Below are 26,974 nucleotides of genomic sequence, written 5' to 3' on the forward strand. Positions count from 1 at the left end.
CAGGTGTTTGCATCATAAGTGCACTTCTCTGCAACATTTCTTCCCTTTAACCACTGGTTGTCTCCGTAGATTTGTCTTTGTGTGTCGACTTAAAACGGCATACGATTATTTTCAATCTAAAAACCAACTATTATGAAAGGAAAAATCAAATTTTCACATCTGTTGAAATATCTGTTAGTGGCACTGCCGCTGATGATGTTCAGTTGCCAGGAGGATAACGTAGAGCCACCGGCAGCGCTCAACGAACAATCAGTAGAAGATTTTGTAAGCCAACTGAACCCTATTACTTCACAGCAGTTGCCTGATAAAGTACAGGAGCAGCTCGATCTTACCAGGGTCAATCTGGCAAAGCATATGCAAGGCAAGCTTCAAATTACAGATGTGAAGGTGCTGGGAAGCATCTCGGACGATAAGAGCGCTGACATGTCGCATCGGGTGGTGGCTGATGAAGACAATGTGGCTGCCTATGGAAATATTATGGAGCCTTCCTCCGTCCACATCGGTAAGATGAAAAGTCTGTACTCAGGTAAAAAGCTGACAGATACACGTGCCAATGTGCAGGATATTGCAGCACAGGAAATAAAATCCGGGGACATGGTTTTGGAAGTTACCTGGAAGTCAGGCAATGAAACCTTCACCACGCAATGCTTTTACAGGGAATCAGGCATTGTGTATGACAATGTACTTACCGGCCTGGTGATGATGGATCCTGAAGGACATGTAGAGCAAAGCAAAACCGGTAAAGCTGACAGGCAAGCTGCTACTTATAGCAGTTGGTACAAGCAATGGTGGACTGCCAAGTGGCTATGGGGCTCTGACCGCGGTGAAATGGGATACAAGATCACCATTTACTACAGTGGCAGTTATGTTTCTAACACTGACGTGAGTGATTGGGGACATATTACACTAGGCAAAGCGAGAAGCGAAAGCCGGATTGTGAAAAATTCAGGCAGCTATGGCAAGTGCCAATACGCTCTGGGGATGTGTACTCCTGTTGGCTCACTAAGTTTTAGCCATAGCAACTTTAGCGTTTCCTTCTCCGGACTGGGAAGTAATGTTGTCGCTAATGGGTATAAATCAAGGTATCCGTAGACACTAATTAGTGTTTGTCAGAAAACTCTAAGTGGCTTTAAGAAAACGTTCCCGCCAAAGGGCGGGATGAAGTGTTAAAAAGCGGAGCGTACTGGGGTACGTGAGCATTTTTGGGACGAGCATAACGCAGACATTGGCGTTTTCTTAGAGACACTAATTAGCTGAGAGAAGAACGGAGTTGTATCAAAATCAAAGATGAGGATTTGCAACTGCAAGAGGGTTTATTGGAGAAACACGGAGAGATTTCTCCGTGGCTCCTCAGTTTCCTCCGTGGTTAGAATGACTGATTTTAAATTTTTGACTTTGATACAGCTCCTTCTTAGGTAAACTTGGTCGGACCTCAATCCACCTCGGCAAATCGCTTATCACCGCACATCCTTACGATCCTGGGAGTAAAAGTTCCCAAGACATCCACCAGCTCTGTCTGGTAAGACATCACCTGATGGATGTCTTTGTAAACCATAGGCGCCTCATCCAGTCCGGAACCGATCAACTCGATGCCAGCCTTTTTCAGGTGTTTGGCTACGTCCCTTTTGGAAAGCGTTTCTTTGGCCTTTCTGCGGGACATTACCCTTCCGGCACCGTGAGAAGCCGAGTTAATGGCTTCAGCATTACCTTTGCCTCTCACAATAAACCCCGGAGAGGTCATGGATCCGGGAATTATCCCCAGCACACCTTTTCCGGCCGGAGTAGCCCCCTTCCTGTGGACAATGATCTCATTGTCCTCCTCATCCAACTCTTTCCACGCAAAATTATGATGGTTCTCCACTATCATCAATGGGGCTTCACCGAGTGTTTGGGCCAGTCGTTCGTGGATCTGGTGATGACAAGCAGAAGCATAGTCACCAGCCAGGTTCATGGTCCGCCAATACTCCTGACCATCTTCCGTATTCAGGTCTAGCCATGCCAGGTACTGTGCTTCCCGCGGTAAACGACATTTATCCATCGCCAGTTTGGTGTAGTGCCGTGCAATATTAGCCCCCAACCCGCGCGATCCGGAGTGAGAAAGTACCGCCAGGTATTTGCCGGCAGGTAAATTCCATTCATTCTGCTCTTCCAGGATCTCGCCCACACCGAATTCTACGAAGTGGTTGCCACCCCCGGAGCTTCCGATCTGGCTGTAAGCCCTGTCTTTGAGCGACTTGAGTATATTGATCTCATTGAAGTCGCTCCTGTCCAGCACCTCATGATCTATAGGCCGTTTAAACACCTCATTACCAAACCTGGTGTTGTCCACCAGCATTTTCTTCAGCTTTTCAGTGTTTTGTTCTAAAAAGCCTGGACTGATGTCATACAGGGTCATGCACATTCTGCACCCAATATCTACACCCACAGCATAAGGGATAACAGCATTATCGGTTGCCAACACTCCCCCAATAGGCAGTCCGTAGCCCTGATGCGCATCCGGCATCAAAGCTCCTGCTTTGGTAACGGGCAGCTTCATAGCAATTTCCATTTGGTTGATAGCGCCCGGCTCTATTCCTTCCTCACCATAGATGCGATAGTCCAGACGGTTCTTATTGAGCTCCAGTGTCTCATTATGCTCTGTTTTTATGATCAGGCTTTTGGCCACGGGAGCCAACTGGTCATGTTTGATGTAGAACTCAGGATTTTTTATTACCCTTTCCAAAAGCTCCAGCTTGTGCTTTTTGCTTTTGCCTTTGTAATGCTCCTCGAGAACCTTCATGGCAAAACCGATAACTTTCCCTTCCGGGTAGCCCAGCTTCCTCAACTCTTTGCCTGTAATTTTTGTCGTTGCCATTGTATTGTTGTTTAACAGGAGCTGTCAAGCTATGTTGCAGTTTGACAAATAGCTTAACTCCTCCTGGTGTGTCATCTTTTTATTTATTCGCGCAATGCCCTGCTCACACTTACCGATCCAGTCATCATCCAGAGAGGCTGTTATGGCTCTCCTGTATGTACTGATGGCGTTGCCGTAATCATAAAGCATTTCGTATGCTACGGCTTTGTAGTATAAAATATAAACAAGGTTCACGCCACTCAATCTTTCAGCTCTGCGGGCAAAGCTTACCATTTCGTTGTACCTTCCCGTCATTTTTAGCAGGTACATATAGTCACTATAGGTAGCTGCATGGCCGGGGTCAAACTGGATGGCCATTTTCAGGTGGACTTCCGCATCATGATACTGATTCAGTTCAGATGCATAAATCCATCCCAGCATCTGGTGAGCTCTGCCATGGTCAGGCTGCTCCTCCAGCAACTCAGTCAGGAGCCTTTTGGCCTTGATGTAGTCACAATAGTCCATGTGCTCCTTTACTTTGAGTATATATTCTTCAGAATGTAGTAGTATATCTTCCATTATCTTATTCAATTTTTTAATACCATTTTCTTTTATTCCATGGGACTGTCTCAAAAGTCAGTTCGTCATTCCAAACTTGATTTGGAATCCCCTAAAAATGAGTAGAATCTAATCAGGGGATCCTGAATCAAGTTCAGGATGACGTTAGAAGGAGACTTTTGAAACGGCCTCATGGGATTCACCAAAAGAGCATCCACCTCTTCTGACGGCACCTTCGGATGTTGTCTTTGATGGTCTGGATCTCCCGCTCATCAAATGACCACCGTGCAGCCAGCTTATAATGAGAAATGGCCTTTCGGTACCTGCCACGCACCTCCTGAGTACGGCCAAAGTCATTGTAGATGAATGACTTTTGGACACCGGTCACTTTCGTGGCCTTATTTAGTAATGCTTCCAGTTCATCCAGCCTGCCTGCATCGAATAGCAACTGCGCCATGTGAATATATGGAGCGTGGTATCCGGGAGCATATTTCAGCGCCAGATTCAGGTGCATCTCTGCCAGCGCGTAGTCGGTAAGGTGATAGATATACAGCCAGCCCAAGTGGTTGTGTGCCTGTGCGTATACCGGCTCTATCTCCAACGCTTCGTGCAAAAGCTCTTTGCCCTCAAGCCACTCTTGTCGCTCGAAAGCTCTTTCTGCATCCAAAACATATTGTTGCAATGCTTGCGTGGTCATGACTTTTTTAATTTTTATGGTTAAACAATCTTTCGGGCATAAAAAAAGCCCGGTCTTTTTGTTGAGACCGGGCTTTTCTGCACTGAATGAATGAATTGTCACTCATTCGTGTACAAAGCTGTCCGATCCCGATATAACATGCCCAACTCTCCCGTCATCGAGGAGTCGACATCTCGTGTTTTGTGTAGTTCCGGTATCTGGCTTTTTGTACAATTCATTTTCTTTAAAAATTTTATCAACAAAAAACCCGGACGTTTTTACGGCCGGGTTCATGTTGATCTAATTTCTTAATAGATTATATGTTCCCAAACCGTAATATCCACCCGGCAGTACAATTGCCTGGGTTTTTGAAGTCGATATGTAGTTTGTGTATTGTCATGTTTTTTCCAAAAGGATTGCAATAATTGCAAAATTATTTTTTCGATGCAAGTACTATACGGAATTTTTTTATTGGGTGTTACACTGTAGAGTTTCTATTATTAAAATTCTTTGTAATTGTTTAAGTTTAGTCAAAGCTTTATGCGACTGATTTGAAATATAACTTCGCCTTTTAAAACCAACATGTACGATCAACCAAGTAGTATCCATAAGGATAAAAAGCAATCTATTACTCCAGCCATTGCTAATCAGCATAATAGCCCGGGTGCTTTTCAATTTGAAGATACAAGTGCAGAAGGTAGCATGCAGAAAAGACTGCAGGCAGTTGCCAATGGTAGTGCATTGGTGAAGCAACAGGCACAACTCAAAGCTGCGGCTGAGGGGGTTGATACCAGAGAAAATAAAGTACAAAGAAAAGCTAATAATACCGGACTTCCTGATGAGTTAAAAGGTGGAATTGAAAATCTCTCCGGCTATTCCATGGATGATGTGAAGGTTCACTACAATTCTGCCAGGCCGGCTCAACTCAATGCACATGCTTATGCTCAGGGCACAGACATTCATATCGCTCCCGGCCAGGAGAAGCATTTGCCGCATGAAGCATGGCATGTGGTACAGCAGAAGCAGGGGAGAGTAAAGCCTACTACGCAAATGCATGGTGTTCAGGTGAATGACAATGAAGGATTGGAAAAGGAGGCGGATGCTATGGGAGGTAAGGCTTTGCAAAGGATCTCATCCGGTGATGATACCCCTTTAGGTAGCAAAATGCTTCAGAATAGCTATCAAATTAGTTATCCGGTACAAAAAAATGATAAGTTAAAAGACCTTCTGGACAATGGGGGTTTAGCCGTAGCTATTGAAAGAGAAATGGAAGAAGGGGATATTAAACCTGAGCTACGGCCTGCTATTCTTGAGGAGTCAGCAGCATTTAGTGCAGAAATGATAGCTAAGGAGCCGGAGATTGGGTTTTTCAGTTTCTACTTTAAGCTTATTGATCATGTAGCAAGAAAAAGGGGCTTATATGTGGAAGATGACGTTGATGATGAATATGAAGAGGAAGATGAGGCATCTGAGTCTGAAGATGAAGATATTGACACAGGGCTATACCATGGTAGCGCATCACGATCTGGTTTTGCTCGTCTGGGAGCGGAGGAAGATGCCGAGGTTGATAGGTTCAAAATGAGGGGACGAAAATCGGTGTACGATGCCGACAAAGTAAGAAGCTCGAGGCGACAAGAAGCAGCGGCAAGTGGGATAGGAATGGTGAAGTCAGGAACATTTATCGGACTTGATGCCGCACTTCCCGGCTTGGGAACTGGCTTAAGTGCGGCCAATGCAGCTAATGAAGCCAGGAAAAAACATTATGTTGGGAAGGGTGCTAAAGAAGTGGCCAAGGGAGCAGTTGTAGAAAGTACTGCTCAGATCGTGCCCTATGTTGCTTTTGCCAGAGATGTTGGCCAGCTTATGCGTACTGCATTTGAGTCTTCAAAATCGCGTAAGGAGCACAAAACTAAGAGAGCGAAGAAGCTCCTTGCACAGCTTCAGGAGGAGATTCCTGCGGCAAGGGCGCTTCTGGAGCAAATCCACGCTAATGCTGATCCTGGTGATGAAGATAATATCAGACGATTGACTAAGGCAATACAACGAATGCGTGAGGCTGAAGAAGAAACACGCCAATGGATTGCGAAAAAAGAAGCTCATATGACGCTGCCGCTGCTGGCAGATATCCCGGCTGAACACGAAGAAGATGAAGATGATGGATCACTTATATGAAGAAAACCAATACTAACCATAACCTGAGTAGGTCCTTTAAACACTCTCCGGCTTCGGGGAATAAGCTTGAATTCTTTAATTAGTGTTTGTAATAAAACTCTAAATGTCTTTAAGAAAACATTCCCGCCAAAGGGCGGGATGAAGTGTTAAAAAGCGGAGCATACTGAGGTACGTGAGCATTTTTGGGGCGAGCGTAACGCAGACATTGGCGTTATCTTAGAGACACTAATTAACAATATGAAAGTACAACGCGGAATTCAAAACAAAACAACAACACCTTCAGCACAGGTAAATCAAAAAGAAAATAATAGCAAGCGTCATCAGGTTGTGGAGAATAGTGCTGAATTAACTATACAGAGAAAATATCAAAGGATAGCTGACCAAAGTTCTCACGTAAAGCATTTAGGTGTCTTTCAGGAAATGGTTAATGATTCTTCTTTACAGCTAATGAGAAGTAACGGGATCAATAATGTTATCCAAAGGCTGAAACATACAAAAGCGGAGGTGAATGATGCCCTCGATAGCGGTGTTATTAAGTCATTTTTAGCAGGTATTTATGGATTGAGGTATAGACATCATAACGATGAATGGATATATATGACTGCGTCCGCTCACCAGGAGGATGGTTATGAGGCGAGTGGAGCCAAATATTGGTATAGAGCTATGCCAGAAGCCGAATTCTTAGCTTTTACAGGGAGCTTTCAGTTTAATGGAGATTCATATGGAGGGATAGCACCTAATAGAGCTTACGTTCAGAACCCGAAATACTTTGGAAATAATAAACCTGCAACACATATTGTAGAGTTCTCAACACCAGGCGAGGGCTTTTTGTATGATCTTTTTAAGGAAAGACTGGGCGTTCATGGTAATCCTAAAGCGGAAGGAGGAGGTACTTTTGGATTGGGTCCTAGTGGTAATGGTGCAGGACAAGCAGGAGTGATATTCAATCAATTGTTAAGGGATGCCGCTATCAACTATAAAGTTGTAGATTGGAAAGACGTTAATACATTGCCATAACCATATTCATTTCGATATGGAATAAGCTAACCTACATGGAATAAATTATAAGCGTGCCCCAAAACCACCATATCGACAAACATCGCATCGTTATCTCTGCCGGTAACAACGCGGCTATCAGCGGTATCAACAAAGAGATACAGGATAGCAAAGAAGAGATATTCGATATCATATCAAGGGTTTTTGATAAATATTTTCCTGACGACCGGCTGATAGAGATAGACAAGATCCGTCTTGACCTCGGATCCCTGCCAGCAACAGGTTTTAAACAGGAATACCAACGCAGGTTGGTGTTACTACTGGAAACTGAGCTTAAAAAAATTTCTGAAAAGCCTGAATTTCAGGGGTATGTAGGCCAACAGCCTGTGCGCGTACACGGCCGCCTGGAACTGCTGAAGCGATATTTTCTACGAGGCTATGAGCCTTCACTTCAAAATGAGGCCGATTTTGATCCGAATGTAATTGTGGAGGAGTTGCTGATAACCGATACTGAGCGTTTTGCCAACAAACTGGCGCCTGTGTGGGCCTCTGGTAATGGAAGAAAACGCCTGCAGTACCAGTTGCATAAGGACGTATTCAGTAAAGTGAATGCGCTAATGACCGGACAGGGAGGTATTGACACTGGCCCGGGTCAGAGTCCGCGGTTTAAGCCCGGTAAGGCTCTGCTAAGGCAATATATTGTGGAAGGCACATGGACGAAAGACTTGAAGGCGCCCTCTGTTTTGTGGTTGAACCAATTTGTTGACAGACTTCATAGAACTGAAAGTAAGGATCTGTTTCAGGAGCTTTTTAAACTAATGTATCAAACATCTTCGAGAACCCGGATGGCTTACGCCCTGTCCCTGGAGTCACTAAGAAAAGGATTTTATGGCTTGCCGCAACTTCGGAAGAGCCTGAAGGAGCTTGAAATAATAGAAAAGGAACTGAAAAACTTGCAGGTGGATACTGATTTTTTGTCTTCGCCAACTTTCAAGACTTTCTGGCTGGAGTATCTTAATGAATATCGGAATACCGGTGGCAAAGCAGACGCCTTTAATAGATTGCTAACACAGGTCCCGGTTGATCAGGGTAAGTATAGAGCGGTAGTTGTAAGGAAGCTGGGCCAGTTGACCGAGGCCGATCAACTGACGAAAAAGTTAAAAAGGCCCGATGAAGACAGGAGGCATCCTGATGTGAAAACCGGCACTTTCAACAGTACCATGGACGTGCTCATCCGCTTTCTCGAAAAAGGGCTTCTTCCGCAGGGCCTGGATTTGAATGAAATGATGGTAGGTCTCCTGAACACACATTCGGTGTTATTGGCCAGGATCTTAAACACTAAATGGCATTTATACCCGGTCAGGTTCCGACTGGCTCACCAACTTGATATTGACCACCTGGTGAAGCTTATACCATTGTTGTTTGGTGATTCAAATTACCTCACCTGGCTTGAAGAAATATTCGATTCCGATGCAGTGGTAATGGCAAAAGATATTCCTGAAAAGGCAAGAAAGGCCATTTATTTTGCCTTTTTTGAGGCTATTGCCGGTGCTCATGAGCAGGAACTGAACAAACTACAGTTTCAGGAATTACTGGCCTTGTCTATAGTGCAAGCGTTGCCTGAACTGGATGAGGAGGATATCATTTGGATAAGAGAAGACCAGAGCTATAGTTATCTCGGGAAGCACATTCTTAAGAGATTGAGAAGCGTAGAACCTGCTGAGGAACAACGGCAATACGATAAGGCGCTTTTGCATGAGCTTATTACAAAAGGCACTACCTCCCGGACTTATAAGAACCAGTTCAAGACTGCACATGAATGGCAGCATTTCTTCGATTCGGTAATCACTTCAGGTGAAATTGGCCCTGGCGTACTTATGGGCAGGGAGGTCCACGAAACTTTCTGGTTGGAAATGGTGCCTTCGCTTGATAACAACCACCTCGAAAAACTGACCCTACAGGTTGCCACCTTTCAAAGATCTTCAATTGCGGGTGTGCTTGCCGAACTGAAGTTGCTGGAAAAAGAACTAAGATCGGAGGCTGGTCCCGGAGCATTTTATCCCCTGGCAAAGGACATTTATGTGGTGTTGCTGCAAGCGCTGACCAGAAGCAGGTTTTCTATGAGCGCTACCCAATTGGTGAGTATGCTGTACCGGGAGGTATTTACCAAATTGAAGAAGGACCGCACAACAGCAGTTTACAAAGAGTTGGTCCGAAGTCTGGTCCTTCAATCGGAGCATCCGGATTTCGAAAGGCGGCACCCTCGCATCTCTAACTGGTTGGCCGGTGCAGTAAAAATGGAGGTTTTTGAACCAGCGCTTCCAAAAATTAAGAAGAAGGGGGCAGCAGGTATTGAAGTTGCGTACCAGGAGAAATACAACACTGCCGACCTGCTTCTGTTTTACATCGAAAAAGAGGTATTGCCTGATTGGGCAAGCCTGAAAAGTACGAGTGAAATAAACGCGCTTGCTGATCAGGCTATCCTGCATTTTGACCCGCAGTTGATGAGCCGGATTGGCTCGGGTAAACTTGATATAGTTGCGATCCAGCGGTTGATCAGTTTATTGAAAACTGATTCCTGGCATCAGCTACTCGCTTATTTCGAACCTGCAAGGCACATCATGCTTTCACAAACCATCAGCGAATTGGTGAATTGGGCGCAGCGTCATTCATTCGTTTCGTCTTCTCAGGAAATGGAAATATTTCTGAGAACGCAGATGCTAGTCCTTAGCCTGGCACCCCCTTCAGGAATCCATGAGTATGATATTCGGCAGCTTTTAAGGATGGTGGCACTCAAATATGAGCAAGCTTACCCGGAGTTACTGGCCTTGCTATGGAGCGATTCTGCAATGTTGAAGAGTAAACTGCTGAAAGATGTCGTGAAGAAGGAGTATAGCTTCCATGTTCAGCAAAAAGGAGTGAGCTGGAGCGAATCAGGGGTTGAGGCCTCCGCAAGAGGAAAATATACCTCTGTGGATGCCATCTTACAGTACTTATTGCAAAGAAAAATTCCTAAGTGGAGCGCAGTGAACAATGAAAAGGATATTGGTGCACTTATCCGGGAAGGAATAAAAGCTGATCCTCAGGAGATAAAGAAAATCATTCATCGTGTCAGCCATCAGCCGGAGGCAATCACTGCATTTGCCAGGCTGTTAAAAATAGCAGACCTGGAGCGGGTACTTCACCTGGGGTATATGGAGGCTTTTGCGCGTGTTGAGCCCGTATTATATGACTTGATAGAGTTTCAAAAGCAAACAAACTTTTTTCGGACGTCACAATCGGATCTGAAGCATAGCCTGTTGACGTTGATGCTTCAGGTATTATCAAAGTGGGGTACATACCAGTCTGAAATAACATTATTTGCTGAATTTGTCGATGCGCTGGCAAAACAACACACAGCGGCTGGAAAGAGCAGTCTTTACCACGAGTTGGCGACCTGGTACGGCATGCTGAAAAGTGAGAGCCTGAAAACCCTGATAAAGCAGTCGATGATTGGAGCCGGTGACGATGAGGAGTGGGGAATCGGGGGAATTTTAAAGGAATATCGCGGGCAGTTTCAAACTTTCGATCTCATTGTGTATCATCTAAAAACGCGTTCTTTCCCGGACTGGGCATCTATCAAAAATAAGCGGTCTCTGCAGAGCCTCTTAAACAAAGCAGTGACGGCTCAGGAAATGGCGGATATCCTTACCTCCGTGGTTGATGATGATATCGCAATAGCTGCCTTTATAGACCTGGTAAGTGAGAAAATGCTGGCTACAACCCTGGAGGTATTGGATAATCATCATTTTCGAGCATATCGCCAAATCATTGATGACCTGCTCACAATCAAGATAGAAGGTAAGTTGCCTGTGGAAAAGCAGGAGCTAAAACAACATCTGAGCCTCCTTTTGGTCACGGAGCTTTCTCGGCCTCATCCACACAAATCTTCAGAGGAATTTGCCCTTTTTCTTATTAACCAACTAGCAAGAAAGATATCGATAGAGTCTTTTGAACTTTACAATCTGCTGGAGAAGGATCTGAAAAATTTCAGGAGCAGGCCTTTACAAAAGGCTGTACAGGATATGAGGCTAAGGGAGGCATATGTCGGCCCTGATGAGCAGGAGGAATCATCTGTTATGGCTGATATTGATACCCTGTTGTACATCATTTCACACGGAGCCATTCCGTGGTGGCATGTCAGGCGCACCAAAAAGAATGCTTCTGTGAAGGCCGAAACAGAACGGCTTTACAAGCTTTTGCTTCATGAACATATGACGGAACTCATGGAAGTGATCCGAAAGTCCGGTAAAGAGCTTTATTATCTGACAGCTATTTTCAAAAATACCTCAGTCAATGAATTCCATCGAATTATTAATACTGTTGCTCCCGGAATGTCAGGATTTGTGATGCTGTATACACGTTCGCTGGAATCCCTGTCACGGAAACATAGACGACTTTCCTATGCAGAGGGTACTAATATCTACTTGTACATTTATCAGTATACACGCGACAGGAGCTCAGGCTTCACCGCTTCTGTTTTTGTTACAGAAATATCCCGGCACATTGCTGGTGCAGTCAAATTAGATAGGCATGAGTTTTTAAGTGACCTAACTGGTGCTACTGAAAGCTTACTTCTGAAGGGTGAGCATAAGTTTAAACCGCTCCTGGATATTTTCCATGCCATCCGGCATAGCTCTCCACCAACTGAAAAAGACGAGGTTTTAGATGTATTACACAAAGAAGAGGGTGGTGAGGAAATGGCTGAAGATTTCGGGGGTACACTCCGGCACTATCTTGAATATGGATCTTTACCATTCAAAACTGAACTTAAAAATTATAAGGATCTGGTGAAGGCCTTTGATCAGGAGGCGGACTCTAATCCTGCCGAAATAAAATCGGTACTACTCTCTGTGCTGGCGAGGCCTATGGCTACCGAACGGATACTTCGTCACGGCAACCAATTGCTGCTGAAGATGGCAGCGCTGCTTTATGGCGTCAGGGAACAGGAGATTGAGGAATGGTTGTTCGGTATAGCTGATTTTATGCATTCCACCTACCCGCAAGTACGTAGAGCAGCCTTTGGGGCTTTGGCCATGCAGGTATTACTGAAATCTATATCAACGCACAGGTCGGTTAAGTTTGACCCGGCAGCGCTAACGCGCTTGTACTTTGATAGGGCTTCCAAGGGCCATGTACCAGGATTAAAGGAAAATTTGGCAGGTGTTTTTCAAGTCTATAAGCCTGCAGCCGGGGTATCAACAGTATTTTTAAGAATGCTCGAAAAAACCATTCAGGAGGAGGCTAAGTATACTAAAAAGCCAAAAAAGGAGACTCCGGTTGAAGAAAAACAGGAGCCGCTGGATGAGTCATTGCTGATCCACAATGCGGGAGCTGTTATATTAGCCAACTTTCTTCCCAGGTATTTCGACATGCTCGAGATGACAGAAAAGAGGGCATTTAAAGACATGGAAACCGCTGCCCGGGCCGTACATCTGGTGCAATACCTTGTTACCGGGCAGACAGAAACGGCAGAGCATGAATTGGTACTGAACAAGGTGCTATGCGGACTGGAGTTGGCCTACCCTGTCGAACGTTCGATTGAACTTACACCCAGGGAAAAGGAAGTATCCGAAAGTTTGTTAAAAGGCGTGCTACAGAACTGGGATAAACTAAAAAGTGCGTCTATTGAGGCCCTGAGAGAAGGTTTTTTGGTGAGGGATGGACATTTGAGTGAAACACCTCACAATTGGGAACTCAAGGTGGAAACCAGCGGCAGAGATATTTTATTGGATTTCTTACCTTGGTCATTTAATACGATCAAACTATCTTGGATGGAGAAAAGCCTTAACGTACATTGGAGAAAATAGTGTCAACCTTGATCTTGCATAATGATGGAACTGTTAAAAAGTGAAACGAGAACCAGTATCCCTGTGATAAAGAAGGAGCTGGAATGGCTGAAAGCGGTCATTGAGTTTCGGTTCAATAATTATTTCAGCTCGGCCGAGGATGAAGACATAGAGAAGGTAACACCCCCCGACCTTAGTGATGATGACTCGATATATGCAAGGGTAATACTGGAAAATGATTTTAATACCACCGAGCGGATCATTCTGCTGATGGCGCTGGCAGTGCATGTATCACCGGCTATTTATGATATATTTTTCACCAAAAATTCCAATTTCGACCGCGGGTTTACAGTTTTTGGTGGGGTAACGGGCGAAGCTCACAGTGGATTCATTCCCACCGGGGAAACGGTGTCTTTTATAGTATGTGGTCGTGATCTGGAGAAGCGTTTTCAGCTACTGGATCTGTTTTCCGATGAGCATCCGTTTCATACGCAAAATATCCTGAGCCTAACAGGGATTAAAGACAGTGAACCGGTATTTAGTGGAGTACTATCTATCAGTAAAGAATATTTAAGCCTTTTAGCGCAGGGCAAAGCCTATCGCCCGCAGTATACTTCTTCATTTCCTGCACGTCTGCTAACTACCAAACTCAGTTGGGAAGATGCTGTTTTTGACGAATACACACTCAGTGATCTCGAAGAGGCTAAAGTATGGATCAGGCATGGAGAAGAGATCATGCAACATAAGCTGCTAAGCAAGCATTTGAAAAGAGGATACAGAATATTATTTCACGGCCCTCCCGGTACAGGTAAAACAATGACAGCATCCTTGTTGGCACAGGAGGCGCACATGGACGTATACCAGATCGATCTTTCTTCGGTGGTGTCCAAGTACATCGGCGAAACAGAAAAAAATCTGGCGGGGGTTTTCGACCTGGCCGAAAACAAAAACTGGATACTCTTTTTTGATGAAGCGGACGCCCTTTTTGGCAAACGTACGCAGGTGCAAAGTAGTAATGACCAGTTTGTAAATCAGCAGGTAGCTTATCTTTTGCAAAGAATTGAGGATTTTGATGGAATTGTTATACTGGCCACTAATTTTAAGGATAACATCGACAGCGCATTTTTAAGAAGATTTCAGTCAGTGGTCTATTTTCCAAAACCCAGAATGGAGCAGCGGCTGGAGTTGTGGGAAAAGTATTTTTCCGGGACGTTTGACTTGGTAGATGTGGACCTTGAAAAGATAGCGATGGACCATGAAATTACAGGAGGAAGTATCATTAACGTGCTCCGATATTGCACCATTGCAGCCAAAAGAAGGAATAGTAACAAACTCTATACCGATGATATTCTGAAAGGAATTAATAAGGAATATCATAAAGATGGGGTAACTATTTAGTTTAAACATGACCTCATTTCATCAAATTTTATCCACTACCCGGCACGACCTCAAGCTCGTGCTCGATGGATTTATTGATGAAAAGATCCTGCTGGAAGCCATTGCGCTGTTGGAGCGTGGGGTGGCTACTACTTTGATCATCCGCTCAGATAATGAGGAGCGGCTTCATGATGATGTATTTTTGTTCAATAAATGCCTTATTTTCATTAAAAAAGGTGGTGAGCTGTATTTGCATGACCATCCTGCACAAAATATTGCTATCAGTGATTATAAGCATGCGTTGAGATGGAGTGATGCCACAGAAGACCATATTACAGATGAAAATCAGGCAGCCGGAGTCCATCAAAGGCTTCGAACCTTTCAGGACCTTCTGAAAAAATCCGGACCATTTCTCGAAGACGAAGATGACATCAATATCCACTTCACCATTACTGACGATATCATCCTGAAGGGAGATGAAGTCACACTGTCATGGCAGGTAAAGCATGCTTCGACAGTGATCATCGAAGGGCTTGGCGAAGTGGGGGCCACAGGAAGTAAGAAGCTACGACCCGGAGCTGATACCATCTTTAAAATAGGCGCTTACAACACTGCGCAGTCACGATTAAAAACCGTATGCGTCAAGGTTTATGATGACATCCATATCAATTATGACCTGAGCTTTGCGAACCTCAGGACCAAACAATTTTCAAGCCTGGTGAAAGAGGAGAATTACCCCCATGTATTCGGAGTGGCCGGGGGTAATATCGTAAAGCTGAACTGGCAGGTGAAAGACTCCAATGTAGTTAATGTGCTTCCTTTTGGGATCACCGGTGGATCAGGTGAACATGAATTTGTGCCTGTGGGCAATATGGAGATCATCATTGAGGCTCAAATACTGCATCGCATATTTCGAAGGAGAATTCAATTGCTTGTCTTTCCCATTCCTCTGTTCACTGAGAAGCTTGCAACTGTAAAACCTCAGCATGAGCTTCAATTAAAAGCAACCGATATACATGATATTATTGCTCAGGTGAAAAACAGGCAACAGGCTTACAGCCAGTCACTTCGCGTGCTGAAGGAGCAGGAAATAAAAAAGTACCAGGCATTGGTCAGCCAGATTTGGAAAATAACTTTTGATAAATCTGATAATAAAATTAATTTGGATGAGGTTAACCGGAGTGTTTTTGAGAGGCTGAAACGCTATTATTCAAATAAACCAGGCATTACAGAGGTGATCGACTCGATAAAATCTTATTATGGAAAATCATAAGGCAGAAAGTGAAAATATTGCCCATATCAAGCCTTTAATGCGCTTTTTTCTGTTTTGCTCTGCAGCTAATCAAAACATTTTAAAAAGGTGCCCCTCTTCAGAAAGGCATAAATATGCAGGAGTGGGAGCTACGGTATTCTTTACCGGCCTGCTGGCTGCTCTTTCAGGGGGTTATGCGATCTTCACGGTTTTCAACAGTACTTTTATTGCCGTTGCGTTGGGTATTTTTTGGGGTTTGCTCATTTTCAATCTCGACCGGTTCATTGTCTCTACCATTAAGAAAAATGACCGTAAGTTAGATCAATGGAAACAGGTGATCCCAAGGCTTCTGTTGGCGGTATTCCTGGCTGTGATCATTTCGAAGCCATTGGAGCTGAAGATCTTTGAACAGGAGATCACGGAAAGACTGCACTATACCGGAGTCCAAAAAATTGAAAATATAGATGCACTTTATGAGCAGAAAGTCGATAAGCACCGGCAGGCAATACAACAACTGAAAGAAGCCACGGAGCAAAAATTTGATGTCCGGGAAAAATATTATGAGGAGTATAAATGCGAATGTGAAGGTACCTGCGGTACCGGGGAGAAAGGTGTGGGATCAGAATGCTTGAGAAAGGAAAAGAAATACCTGAAGGCAGATGAAGAGTATAAGCTTGCCAAAACTGAAAATGATAAGGAGATCAGTATCCTGAGGACAACTGTTGAGGAGCTGAACCTGGAGCGTGAAGAATACAAAGAAGAATTGCAGGCATCATTTGCTTCCGGGCTTTTGGCAAGGCTACAGGCTCTTGGCGAGCTTCCCCCAGGTCCGTCTTGGGCCATTGTGCTGCTGCTGATATGTATTGAAATTGCACCTATCCTCACGAAGTTATTGTCTCCGTACGGTCCGTATGATCACCTGCTAAAAATAGTGGAATACGAATATGAGATCGATGAGATATCTACCATTAACCTGAGAAATCAAAAGCTGAACAACCAGTTGACATTGATGGCCGGTATCGAGCAGGAGAAAGTGGAACAGCAGATTGTCCATAACAAACAAACGCTGAAATTGATAGAAGAGGCTCAGGAAGAACTGATCAGAGAGCAGTTAGCCATTTGGGTGGAGAAAGAAAAAAGAAAATTGCGCGAAGAGGCGCAGCAGGAAAAAATCTATGCCGGAAGCAAATGATACGAGCTGTCCTTTTATTCACCCTGTGTACTTTAATAGGCGTCTGCCGCGCTCAGAATGACACCAAACTTTATGTGGTAAAAGATACGGTGATCAGTGGAGTGGATACCCTGAAACTGATCCATACCAAAGTAAAGGTGTGGATTAAGGCAAAGAAAAGATTCAGCTTCGAAGTAGGGCCCGGTGATACTATTCTTTATTCTCTGCAAAAGCAGAACAATACCAGGATGAAGTACAAGGTAATAAAGCCCAATGAGGAGGAAAAGGAATATGTGCTGTCTGAGGATATAAAAAATATGCCTCTTGAAACCGGTGCCGGAGCAGGAAACTATACTCTGGAGTTTAAGAACCAGAGTTTTAAGACAAATTATGTAGTGATAGACCTGAAAAACGTTAAGAGTTGGAAAAGAATTGAAAAACTCAAAAAGGAACCTCCTAAACAGGATTCGGTATCGGTAGTGATTTATGATACCATCCCCAGAGTGGTTTTGGAAGACACCTACTATATTGGTGCGAAAAAAAATATCAAGGCCGGTTTTGAAAAAGTGATCGCCTTTGAATTTGTTGCGGACTCTGTTCCCTGCTATTGGTCTTACCTGGTTGGCTTTGGGAAAAAGTACCAGGAAGACGTGAATGGCCTGGTGAATCTCGAAACGCAACAACCCGTTGGAGATCCTTTGGTAGCCTATTTTAATGGGAGGTTTCAGAGTTTTCTGCCTTCACAAAGCAACAGGGCAAAACTTAGCCTGAAAGGCCCTGGTGTTGACAGGCATTTTGCAACTACGGATTTTGATACAACTTATGGGAGGAAAGGCGCATATCAGTTGTCTTTAACAAATAAAGATGAGGTAGTAGGTGAGTACGTCTATTTCAAAGTAGTAGCTTTTGATTTTGTGAAAAAAGAGGAAATAAAAGTGCCGGTTTCAGAGTATAAAAAAATGAAGATAGCCAAATGTTCAAGCAAATAACAACCATTTTTCTGCTGACTCTGCTATGGAGCTCTCTGTATGCACAAAAGAGTATTATTAACCAGGGCAGGAGCCAGGCGCGGAAAGTAGAAAGTGAAATAAGGAGAACAAAACGCGACTTCAACAGGGTCGGACAGCTATTCAGCACAGATAAAAAGCAGGTGACCAGTGAGGATAATCTTGCAGATACCATTGTCTGGGAAAAGAAGAGATATATCCCCGAAAGAGGTCTGGTAAATGATTATGCATATCTGTTTCGCTCAGTTCACGGAGCCCAGCAAAAAGTGTATTTCAAGAACACGGGAGACCTTAATAAAATCGTATGGGATTCGACCACCAACAAATTTTACAATCGCCTGGATAAGGTGAATGCCATAAGGGAAGGCAATGTGGTGTTGGGCTGGCACCCGTATTGGATGAAAAATGATTTTCAATATTATAAATACAACCTGCTTTCTATCATAGCCTATTTTTCTTATGATATCAATCCACGCACCGGAGGATATAATGATGCAGATGCCATTGCGGATTGGCGTACCACAGCCATGATCGACTCTGCACAAAACCACAACGTAAAGGTGCTACTGACTGTCACCAATTATGGCAGGCAGCAGAATGATAAATTTCTATCAGACCGAGCCGTATGGAACAGCCTGATCGATAGCCTTGAAGTATTATTGAGAGAAAGAAATGGCAGTGGAATTGACCTGAACTTTGAACAGGTGCCTAACAACCGGAGGGATGATTATACCGATTTTGTTAAAAAATTAAGAACCAGGCTGGGGAGTTCTCGTATCATTACCGTGCAGGTGCCGGCTTACAATAATAACAATGCCATCGACTTCAGGGCTATGGAGCCTTTTGTTAATTATTTTATTATACAAGGCTACGACTACAGCTATGTAGAATGCAACAATGTGCCTGCACCCATATCTCCACTTTATTCGCTTAATACTGAATGCCCTTGCATTGTCAATACTTATGACTATTGCATTCGAAATGGACTTAACCCGCGAAAGGCGATATTGGGTCTGCCGACATATGGTACCGAGTGGACATTGGCGGGGAACAGTTGGAATGCCAAAGCTACTTTCGAAAGGTACATCACGTATAATGACGTAATGTCGGATTATGATGTAAATTATCAGCCAACTTATGATGCGGTAAGTGGCAGCAGCTATTTTTTTATCAGGCAAGGATCACAAAGCTCCAGATTGATCTGGTTTGAAAGCAAAGAAAGTCTCGATACCAAATTTCAGTGGGCGTTGGATCATGATATGAAAGGGGCGGCTATCTGGGCATTGGGTTATGATGGTCAGCAGCCCGGAATATGGAATGCCATCGCCACCAATTTTGGTGTGGAGCCACTTCAGGAGATTCGCCCAATCGGCTACGACAATGGCAATGTCTATTCTATTATGGCGTCTTTTGTAAAGCATAAAAGAGCGATTGGAATAGGAGTAGTAATTATTGTCTACTTCTTTATCATTGGGCTGTTCGTTTCCTTATTTGACTGGCGGGTAAGGGAAATTTTCTTTCAGAATTTTACCTACCGGGCCGTTTTTGCCGGAATTATTATTGCCCTTAGTGCACTTTCGATTTTCCTGCTCAACGATGGCTCTACTTACCTGTTCCCACTTTTCGTAGGGCTCATTATAGGAGCGCTGGTTGTTTATATTATTACAACCCGGTATATTTCATACAGAGATAAATTACCCTAGCCCTTTATTTTATGAAAGATCTTATAGCCAAGGAGTTTTTATATTTTTTCGTAGCAGTGATTGTCGCGTTGCCTGTAGGTTTTTTGTTCCTGTATCTGGTTCATGTAGAGCCCGCGGGAGCTACGCTATCAGAAGATGAAAAAGTGCTGGAGATGGACCTTTTGTTTATCGGAGGGCTGCTGGGCTTTATTGGCGTTTATTTAGTGCGGCTAACAGTATGGGCAGTAAAACAGCTTTTAGTATCAAAATAATCAAGCAACAATGATCCACAATGTGCTTCCCGTAATAGCCAGCGAACTTAACGACTATTTGAAGTCGAGGTTTAATGCTGTGGAAGATAAAGTTATCCTTTCTAATATTATAGATCAGGATGGATCTGTGGCTATCGAGGGTAGCAATAAGGTGGTAATAACACTGATCAACATAGCAGAAGAAACCATGATAAAAGCGAACTCCAATCAACACCTGATCGGCAGTAGTTATGTGGATTTTGCCCCCTCTATCAGTGTCAATCTCACATTGATGATATCAGCATATTTCAGTCCTAAAAACTATGTGGAGTCACTGCGTTTTATATCCGGGGTGATCTATTTCTTTCAGTCAAAGCCACTGTTCACCTCACAAAACACGCCGGGGCTGAGTCAAAATATTGATAAACTTCACTTTGATTTGCTATCTCTTACCCCACATGAACTGATGAATCTTTTCTCTATGATGGGCGCAAAGTACACACCATCAGTTGTTTACAAAATGAAAATGTTGACCTTTAGCCAGGATAACATTGTTGATGAGATACCAGCCATCCAGGGACTAAATGTTGAAGGAGAAACTTCCTGATAGTCAGACGATTGCCATGCTAGTTTTCATGGAAAAAATTAAACTTGTTTTAAAAATTATGCTTTTTGTTTATTTTCATTATCTTGTAAGTTCGATACAGTAAGACTTAACAAATCCGGGTATTATTAAGATCTACTGTCTATCAGTTTGCTTTTTTTAAAACCAACAACTACCAGGATCTTGAGATACGAGACATTACTTTCTGTAGTTTATTCTCATCAGTACTACAGATCGGGAAAATTCAGAGGCTTCGGCATTTTGCCGGCCACCGGGACCGAGCGTCTTTTCAGATCCTATGGTATCATTATTCGTGAGCTGGAGGCTGGTTTTACCCTGCTTTTTAAAGAGGAGAACTCCGGTGAGTCGTTAATAAGAAAGCTCAGGCAAAAACTCCGCTTTACTTTCTACATTGCATCGAAGGATCGTATGTTCATGAATTACTCCAATATACCAGGAGATCTTGATGGCTATTGGTTGAGTAATCTGAATGTGAATGGAAGTGATCCGTCACTAATACATCAGGATGCCTTTCTCGGCGAACGCGATCGCATACAGTTTGTTTCTTCACCTGCAGATATTACCCGGGGTATGACTGATGGATCTGCCGTTGATATTGAGGATATGTTTGGTGAACAGATTTTTCAGGGTGTCAAAGAAGAGCTATCGGAGAGCTACCTGAAAACATTGTTGAGCGAGCATGACTATTTGACAATAACTGTCAACGGACAGGCTAATAGGTACTACAACAAGCCCGGGGTAAAGCAATTAGTGGGAGTAATTGATATTGTACTCGATCCTGAGAGTCCGGGGCATAGTTTTGATGCAATAAAAGGTGCCGAATATAAAGTGGCAATAGACACCAGGCCCACTACGTGGCGCTATAACCTTATTAATCGGGACGAATACAAATACGCTGATTTTAAGATCTATTCCGGTAAAAATGTAGTGCCTACGACTGCTGCTGAAGAAAAGAAAATGATCACCGGAGAGAAAGCCTATTTTATAGAGACAACTACCCCTATTCCATTAAAGGAGCGCTATGAAAATGCACTCGAACTGGAGATGGTGAAAATAGAAACAGATAGAAACATCAAAAGGAGGATTAGTTTACCTGTTCCTGATATTAACAAAGTGAAGGTGATACGAGAGGCAGATGCATATCGGGCATATTCTGAAATGTATATATATTTTTAATCAAAACAATAACTGAAAATTTATGGCTCAAGTATTGGCAACACCGGGTGTTTATATTGAGGAAAAAAGTGCCTTTCCAAGTTCAGTTGTAGCAGTACCTACTGCGGTACCCGCTTTTATCGGGTATACTGAAAAGGCCTCGAGAGGCAATAAATCCATTATTAACGTACCCACAAGAATTACTTCATTAGGTGAATTTCACCAGTTTTTTGGAGGAGCTCCAAAAGTGACATTTGAAGTGGCTGAAGATGAAAAAGAACAGTTCAAAGTTACTGTAAACAGTGACTCCAGGTACAACCTTTACAATTGTATGCGACTCTTTTTCGCTAACGGAGGCTCTACCTGTTACATTGTTTCGGTAGGTGACTACACAGGCGGAGTAAAAGCCGCACAGCTTAATGACGAAGAGAACGAAGGCGGTATCAAAACTCTGTTGAAAGAACCGGAACCTACTATGCTGGTTATTCCCGATGCAGTGCTTTTGGAAGAAGCCGAGTGCAACTCACTGCAACAGGCAATGCTTCAGCATTGTGGTCTCGACATGCGAAATCGTGTTGCTATTCTTGATGTTTACAACGGAGATACGCCCCGCACTATGGCGGATGACGATGTCATCACCAAGTTTAGAGAAGGAGTAGGCAATAACTTCCTACAGTGGGGTGCGGCTTACTATCCATGGCTGAGCACTACCATTGTTTCTGCTGATGATGTGAACTACACCAACATCAGCAACCTTGATGGCCTCACCGGTATCCTCAACAAGGAGGTGGATGATATGGTGGCCAATGAAATTATTAAAGAGAAGAGAGGCGAACTGATAAAAGCAGAAATCGAGCAACTGTCTAATGCTGATGCCGATGTGGTAACACTACATCAAACGCTGAATGCCGTAAGCCCGATGTATAAAACCATCATGGGTGAGGTGAGAAATCAGCTAAATGTCCTTCCTCCGAGCGCAGGCATGGCTGGCGTTATATCTATGGTAGACAATTCCGTGGGTGTTTTCCAATCACCGGCCAACGTTTCTGTGGGCTCAGTGGTGAAACCTGCCGTGAATATTACCAACACCATCCAGGAAGATCTGAACCTCCCACTGAACGGTAAGGCAGTTAATGCTATCAGAACTTTTCCCGGAAAGGGCGTGCTCGTTTGGGGTGCGAGAACACTTGATGGCAACAGCATGGACTGGAGGTATCTTAGTGTTAGAAGAACAGTGATCATGATCGAGCAGTCATTGAAAGCTGCTACTGAGGCCTATGTATTCAAACCAAATGTGGTGAATACCTGGGTTACAGTTAAGGGAATGATGACGAACTTCCTGACCGACCAGTGGAAACGTGGAGCATTGGCAGGGTCTTCACCTGAAGATGCATTCAGCGTTGACGTAGGACTCGGTGTTACCATGACACCTACTGACATTTTGGACGGTATTATGCGCATCACAGTAAAGCTGGCAGTAGTTAGACCTGCCGAATTTATTGTGATCACAATCCAGCAACAAATGCAGAAGTCGTAATTAACTTTTAAATAAAACATTAAGGAATTAAAATATAAATAACATGGCAGGAGAAGCTCAAGATAATATATGGCCGTTGCCCAAGTTTTACTTTAAAGTAGAGGTAGATGGAGGTATCGCGGCCTCATTTCAGGAAGTATCCGGTTTAGATATCGAAAGTGATGTATTTGAATATCGTCATGGAGATAGCCCCAACTTTTCAACTATTAAAATGCCAGGTTTGAGGAAATCCAGTGATGTAACACTGAAGAAAGGTATTTTCACCGGCGATGTGAAGTTCTTCGAGTGGTTCAATGAGATTAAACTCAATACCATAGAGCGTAAGACGGTTACCATCATGCTGCTTAATGAGTCCGGTGACTCTGAGATAGTATGGACATTGGCTAATGCATTTCCAAAGCAGGTACAGGGTACAGACCTTAACTCTACCAGTAGCGATGCGGCAGTGGAAACACTCGTACTGGCTCATGAAGGGTTGACAGTAAGTACACCTTAATTGATGAAGGCGCCGAATGGAAGTTCGGTATCCTTTGACTGGTTGAGAGTGGCTTAAAGAACCAAAAGCTGTAGGTCATCCTGGTGAGTGGAAACCTCCATACATTTTAATGGAGTGGGACTTCACGCTTCAGGATGACTATACCTTTAAGGCGCCTCTCGTTTACTTTTTTTTAATCAATTATTAGTATTGTGGCAGTGAGTAGTTCAAACAAAGGCCAGTTGGGTACAGATCCCTACTATCCCATGGTGGGATTTTACTTCTCTGTTCAGATCGATGGTATTTTCAATAGCGTAGACTCAAAATTCAAAGAAGTCTCTGGAATTACCATGGAGATAGAAAACGGGCAGACTGTAAAAGAAGGGGGGGAGAATGGTGCCGTTCATGAACTACCCGGCCGAACAAAATACTCCGACCTTGTGCTAAAGCGTGGTTTACTGAAGCCCAACACTGAGCTTACCGATTGGTGTATGAGCTTTTTTAATAACGACTTTTCCAAGCCATTGCAGACAAAGGATATTTATGTGCAGTTGTTGAACGATCAGGGAGAACCCGTTTTTACATGGTTGTTTAAAAGCGCTCACCCTAAAAAGATGGAGATTAGCGGGTTCAATTCTACCGGTAGCGGTGATGCGGGGATTGTAGTGGAAACCATTACATTGAAGTACGAAACATTCAGTATTGTGTAATTTTTAAACTATGCCATTAAAAGTGAACGAGCTTGTAATTCAGGCAAAATTTGATAGTGAGGTTGAGGCGGATGCCAATGCCGGCAAAGTAGCAGGTGGCGTTGACCTGGAGTTATTCAGGGAAGAGATCATCAGAGAGTGTATGGAGAAGGTAGAGGAGTATTTGAGGAAACAAGAACGGAGATAGCATATGGCTTCTAATGGAAAAAGGATAAAAATGGTGATAGAAGGCTATGAAAGCCCGGATTTCACAGGGAAAGTGGGTGAGTTTACCCTGCAAATGAATCCTGAGAAGTACGATATAGAGGAGCCTAAGCCGCAAAATATTAAGCCTAATGTACTGAGCAATGGAGAAGTAGCCCCTGGCAACGATCCGGAAGGCCTTGAGGTGCTCAAAATTGAATTTTACCTTGATTCCACAGGAATAGTACCCGGATGTGACGATGTGCATGATAGTATCGACAGCCTGCGGACCCTGGGGTTGGAGATTAATGGAAATATCCATCGTAAGAACTACCTGAAGGTGCGTTGGGATTCAGTGCTGGTATTTCCGTGTGTGATGAAATCCCTTAAAGTAGATTACCTCCTTTTTAAACCGGACGGAGAGCCGGTCAGGGCGAAGGTAAACGCTGAATTCGAACAGTTTATTGATGCGGAAACTCAGGCGAAGATGAATAATACCAGCTCGCCCGACCTGACTCACGTAAGAACCGTTGTTGCTGGCGACAATTTGCCGTTGCTATGCCATCGGATCTATGGAGATAGTAAATACTACATCCAGGTAGCGGAGTATAACAATATTATTAACTTAAGTCATTTAGCACCAGGGCAAAAAATTGTATTTCCACCATTAGGTTATGGCAACATCACCAGTAAATAGCAAGATAGATCTCCCCACCTTTAAAATACTCGTTGAAGGGCAAGCCATTAAGGAGTATTATCAGGTGGTGAGTATCCATGTGGAGAAAGAGATTAACAGAATTAATACGTCCGAAATCGTTCTGCTTGATGGAAATCCGGCTGATCAGAACTTTGAGATCAGCGAATCTTCAGATTTTGTTCCGGGAAGTAAGATCGAAATAGACCTTGGTTATCATTCTACAGAAGAAGCTGCTTTCAAAGGCATTATCATGTCGCAAAGCATCAAAGTGAGAAGTTCGCCTGCAGGGGTACGTTCCGAACTTACGATCAGGTGCTCTGATGAAGCCGTAAAGCTAACCATTGGCAGGAAAAGCAGAAACTTCAAAGACAAAAAGGACAGTGATGTGATCACGTCCATCATCGGAGAAACAGGTGTGGATAAGAGCGTAGGCGCCACCAGCTTTACCCATAAAAAAATTGTGCAGTACGACAGTACAGACTGGGATTTTATCTTGTCACGGGCAGAGGTAAACGGCTTTGTGGCTGTTTGTGATGATGGGAAGCTGAAAATTGATGCGCCTCAGCTCTCTGGACAGGCGGCATTAGGCATTACTTACGGAGTCGATGCCATAGATTTTCAGGCGGAGCTGGACTCTGTATCACAACTGACGGCTGTAGAGTGTACCTCCTGGGACAGCACCCAGCAAAAGCTGTCCAATGGCCAGTCTACAGAGCCTACTGTTAACGAGCAGAGCAATATCACCGGCAAAACACTTTCCTCAGTTATAGGCTTGGCAACTTTTAAAATGGGTACAACGGTGCCAGAAGATGCGTCCGTACTAAAAGATTGGGCCAATGCTAAGCTTCAAAAATCCAGATTATCAAAGATAAAGGGGTACGTTACGATACCTGGTAGTACACTAGCCAAACTGGATTCTCTGGTCGAACTGAATGGCTTCGGAGCCAGGTTTAATGGCAGTGCATATATTTCGCGAGTGACCCACACTCTGGAGGGTGGCAGTTGGACAACTAAAATTGGCTTTGGCCTTAACGACAAGTGGTTTTCCGAGTCACACCAAATTGTATCGCCAGCAGCTTCCGGGCTACTGCCGGGGATCCCCGGTTTGCAGATAGGTGTCGTTAAACAAATAGATCAGGATCCTGACGGTGAATACAGAGTATTGGTAAATGTGCCAATCATTGAAGAGTCAGGTGATGGTATCTGGGCCCGCCTATCAAACTTCTACGCATCGGATGGGATTGGCAATTATTTCTACCCTGAAGTAAGTGACGAAGTGGTGTTGGGCTTTCTCAATGAAGATCCGCGATTTCCCGTAATACTCGGTTCATTGTATGGCAAAAAGAGAAAACCCGCCTATACCCCAGATAGCGAAAACAAAACCAAAGGAATAGTTACCAAGAGCCAGATGAAGCTAACCTTTGATGAAGATAAAAAAATAATTACTATAGAAACTCCGGGAGGCAACAAAGTAACGCTGAGTGATGATGCGAAATCCATTACCATGGAGGACCAAAACAGTAATAAAATTGAAATGTCCGACAGTGGTATTACAATTAAAAGCCCTAAAGACATAAAAATAACTGCAAGCGGAAGCCTGAGTGCAGAAGCTACCTCCAATGCCACCATAAAGGCCACAGGTGATGCTTCTGTATCAGGAAATAACGTAAATATAAAAGCCAACATGGCCCTGACTGCCGAAGGATCAGCCCAGGCAGCCCTGAAAGCATCAGGCCAGGTGGAGGTGAAAGGAGCTATGGTGATGATTAATTGAGTTGGAAGACGGAAG

General features: G+C 43.8%; 21 protein-coding genes. 18 read left to right on the plus strand and 3 right to left on the minus strand.

Annotation, left to right across the window (positions count from 1 at the left end; all coding sequences use genetic code 11):
* The first annotated feature begins 132 nt into the window (after positions 1-132).
* Positions 133-1,092 (plus strand): hypothetical protein, encoded by a 960-nt coding sequence (locus tag C900_RS12640; protein WP_009580317.1) that lies wholly within the window; start codon positions 133-135, stop codon positions 1,090-1,092.
* 340 nt (positions 1,093-1,432) lie between these two features.
* Here the strand turns inward: C900_RS12640 and C900_RS12645 are convergent, their stop codons facing one another.
* From C900_RS12645 to C900_RS12655, 3 genes are all read right to left on the minus strand, one after another.
* Positions 1,433-2,854: an RtcB family protein gene (locus C900_RS12645; RefSeq protein WP_009580318.1), complete on the minus strand. Its 1,422-nt coding sequence runs from the start codon at positions 2,852-2,854 to the stop codon at positions 1,433-1,435.
* 24 nt (positions 2,855-2,878) lie between these two features.
* Positions 2,879-3,412 carry a tetratricopeptide repeat protein gene (locus C900_RS28430; RefSeq protein ID WP_009580319.1) on the minus strand — a complete coding sequence of 178 codons (534 nt, stop codon included), beginning with the start codon at positions 3,410-3,412 and terminating at the stop codon, positions 2,879-2,881.
* Between the two features lie 178 nt (positions 3,413-3,590).
* The gene (locus C900_RS12655) at positions 3,591-4,088 is read right to left on the minus strand and encodes a hypothetical protein (RefSeq protein WP_009580320.1); all 498 of its coding nucleotides are present in this window, start codon (positions 4,086-4,088) and stop codon (positions 3,591-3,593) included.
* 561 nt (positions 4,089-4,649) lie between these two features.
* On the opposite strand from C900_RS12655, the gene C900_RS30385 reads away from it, so the two are divergent.
* From C900_RS30385 to vgrG, 17 genes are all read left to right on the plus strand, one after another.
* Entirely contained in the window at positions 4,650-6,239 is a 1,590-nt protein-coding gene (locus C900_RS30385) for an eCIS core domain-containing protein (RefSeq protein WP_009580321.1), read from the plus strand.
* A gap of 237 nt (positions 6,240-6,476) precedes the next feature.
* On the plus strand, positions 6,477-7,256 hold the full coding sequence (locus C900_RS28435) for a hypothetical protein (RefSeq protein ID WP_009580322.1): 780 nt from the start codon (positions 6,477-6,479) through the stop codon (positions 7,254-7,256).
* Between the two features lie 53 nt (positions 7,257-7,309).
* Positions 7,310-13,084 (plus strand): contractile injection system tape measure protein, encoded by a 5,775-nt coding sequence (locus C900_RS12670; protein WP_009580323.1) that lies wholly within the window; start codon positions 7,310-7,312, stop codon positions 13,082-13,084.
* Positions 13,085-13,105: 21 nt separating this feature from the next.
* Positions 13,106-14,461, plus strand: coding sequence for an ATP-binding protein (locus C900_RS12675; protein ID WP_009580324.1), 1,356 nt, complete (start codon positions 13,106-13,108; stop codon positions 14,459-14,461).
* A gap of 7 nt (positions 14,462-14,468) precedes the next feature.
* Positions 14,469-15,713 carry a hypothetical protein gene (locus C900_RS12680; RefSeq protein WP_040496699.1) on the plus strand — a complete coding sequence of 415 codons (1,245 nt, stop codon included), beginning with the start codon at positions 14,469-14,471 and terminating at the stop codon, positions 15,711-15,713.
* Entirely contained in the window at positions 15,700-16,884 is a 1,185-nt protein-coding gene (locus tag C900_RS12685) for a DUF4407 domain-containing protein (RefSeq protein WP_009580326.1), read from the plus strand. Before C900_RS12680 ends, C900_RS12685 begins: the two co-directional genes overlap by 14 nt.
* The gene (locus C900_RS12690) at positions 16,881-17,852 is read left to right on the plus strand and encodes a hypothetical protein (protein ID WP_040496700.1); all 972 of its coding nucleotides are present in this window, start codon (positions 16,881-16,883) and stop codon (positions 17,850-17,852) included. Before C900_RS12685 ends, C900_RS12690 begins: the two co-directional genes overlap by 4 nt.
* Complete coding sequence (locus C900_RS12695) at positions 17,837-19,573, plus strand: glycosyl hydrolase family 18 protein (protein WP_009580328.1); 1,737 nt, start codon at positions 17,837-17,839, stop codon at positions 19,571-19,573. The genes C900_RS12690 and C900_RS12695 overlap by 16 nt, the downstream gene beginning before the upstream one ends.
* 11 nt (positions 19,574-19,584) lie before the next feature.
* Entirely contained in the window at positions 19,585-19,824 is a 240-nt protein-coding gene (locus C900_RS12700; RefSeq protein WP_009580329.1) for a hypothetical protein, read from the plus strand.
* A 10-nt stretch (positions 19,825-19,834) separates the two neighbouring features.
* Complete coding sequence (locus tag C900_RS12705; protein WP_009580330.1) at positions 19,835-20,410, plus strand: Pvc16 family protein; 576 nt, start codon at positions 19,835-19,837, stop codon at positions 20,408-20,410.
* A 180-nt stretch (positions 20,411-20,590) separates the two neighbouring features.
* Positions 20,591-21,604, plus strand: a complete 1,014-nt coding sequence (locus C900_RS12710; protein ID WP_009580331.1) for a hypothetical protein — start codon at positions 20,591-20,593, stop codon at positions 21,602-21,604.
* Between the two features lie 22 nt (positions 21,605-21,626).
* Positions 21,627-23,120, plus strand: coding sequence for a phage tail sheath family protein (locus C900_RS12715; protein WP_009580332.1), 1,494 nt, complete (start codon positions 21,627-21,629; stop codon positions 23,118-23,120).
* 43 nt (positions 23,121-23,163) lie between these two features.
* A complete protein-coding gene (locus C900_RS12720) occupies positions 23,164-23,616 on the plus strand; it encodes a phage tail protein (protein ID WP_009580333.1) in 453 nt (150 codons plus the stop codon).
* Between the two features lie 191 nt (positions 23,617-23,807).
* Positions 23,808-24,305, plus strand: coding sequence for a phage tail protein (locus C900_RS12725; protein WP_157494009.1), 498 nt, complete (start codon positions 23,808-23,810; stop codon positions 24,303-24,305).
* A 10-nt stretch (positions 24,306-24,315) separates the two neighbouring features.
* Positions 24,316-24,492 (plus strand): DUF5908 family protein, encoded by a 177-nt coding sequence (locus tag C900_RS29900; protein WP_009580335.1) that lies wholly within the window; start codon positions 24,316-24,318, stop codon positions 24,490-24,492.
* Between the two features lie 3 nt (positions 24,493-24,495).
* On the plus strand, positions 24,496-25,185 hold the full coding sequence (locus tag C900_RS12730; protein ID WP_009580336.1) for a CIS tube protein: 690 nt from the start codon (positions 24,496-24,498) through the stop codon (positions 25,183-25,185).
* On the plus strand, positions 25,163-26,959 hold the full coding sequence (gene vgrG, locus C900_RS12735; protein WP_009580337.1) for a type VI secretion system tip protein VgrG: 1,797 nt from the start codon (positions 25,163-25,165) through the stop codon (positions 26,957-26,959). Before C900_RS12730 ends, vgrG begins: the two co-directional genes overlap by 23 nt.
* Positions 26,960-26,974: the final 15 nt, after the last annotated feature.

It is taken from the genome of Fulvivirga imtechensis AK7 (assembly GCF_000331535.1).
GTDB lineage: Bacteria > Bacteroidota > Bacteroidia > Cytophagales > Cyclobacteriaceae > Fulvivirga > Fulvivirga imtechensis.

Bases quoted from the DNA above. Each gene is read 5' to 3' on its own strand.
- C900_RS12730 (WP_009580336.1), top strand. From the start codon at position 24,496: ATGGCTTCTAATGGAAAAAGGATAAAAATGGTGATAGAAGGCTATGAA.
- vgrG (WP_009580337.1), top strand. From the start codon at position 25,163: ATGGCAACATCACCAGTAAATAGCAAGATAGATCTCCCCACCTTTAAA.
- C900_RS12675 (WP_009580324.1), top strand. From the start codon at position 13,106: ATGATGGAACTGTTAAAAAGTGAAACGAGAACCAGTATCCCTGTGATA.
- C900_RS12715 (WP_009580332.1), top strand. From the start codon at position 21,627: ATGGCTCAAGTATTGGCAACACCGGGTGTTTATATTGAGGAAAAAAGT.
- C900_RS12640 (WP_009580317.1), top strand. From the start codon at position 133: ATGAAAGGAAAAATCAAATTTTCACATCTGTTGAAATATCTGTTAGTG.
- C900_RS12705 (WP_009580330.1), top strand. From the start codon at position 19,835: ATGATCCACAATGTGCTTCCCGTAATAGCCAGCGAACTTAACGACTAT.
- C900_RS29900 (WP_009580335.1), top strand. From the start codon at position 24,316: ATGCCATTAAAAGTGAACGAGCTTGTAATTCAGGCAAAATTTGATAGT.
- C900_RS12690 (WP_040496700.1), top strand. From the start codon at position 16,881: ATGATACGAGCTGTCCTTTTATTCACCCTGTGTACTTTAATAGGCGTC.
- C900_RS12685 (WP_009580326.1), top strand. From the start codon at position 15,700: ATGGAAAATCATAAGGCAGAAAGTGAAAATATTGCCCATATCAAGCCT.
- C900_RS30385 (WP_009580321.1), top strand. From the start codon at position 4,650: ATGTACGATCAACCAAGTAGTATCCATAAGGATAAAAAGCAATCTATT.
- C900_RS12695 (WP_009580328.1), top strand. From the start codon at position 17,837: ATGTTCAAGCAAATAACAACCATTTTTCTGCTGACTCTGCTATGGAGC.
- C900_RS28435 (WP_009580322.1), top strand. From the start codon at position 6,477: ATGAAAGTACAACGCGGAATTCAAAACAAAACAACAACACCTTCAGCA.
- C900_RS12680 (WP_040496699.1), top strand. From the start codon at position 14,469: ATGACCTCATTTCATCAAATTTTATCCACTACCCGGCACGACCTCAAG.
- C900_RS12700 (WP_009580329.1), top strand. From the start codon at position 19,585: ATGAAAGATCTTATAGCCAAGGAGTTTTTATATTTTTTCGTAGCAGTG.
- C900_RS28430 (WP_009580319.1), bottom strand. From the start codon at position 3,412: ATGGAAGATATACTACTACATTCTGAAGAATATATACTCAAAGTAAAG.
- C900_RS12655 (WP_009580320.1), bottom strand. From the start codon at position 4,088: ATGACCACGCAAGCATTGCAACAATATGTTTTGGATGCAGAAAGAGCT.
- C900_RS12645 (WP_009580318.1), bottom strand. From the start codon at position 2,854: ATGGCAACGACAAAAATTACAGGCAAAGAGTTGAGGAAGCTGGGCTAC.
- C900_RS12720 (WP_009580333.1), top strand. From the start codon at position 23,164: ATGGCAGGAGAAGCTCAAGATAATATATGGCCGTTGCCCAAGTTTTAC.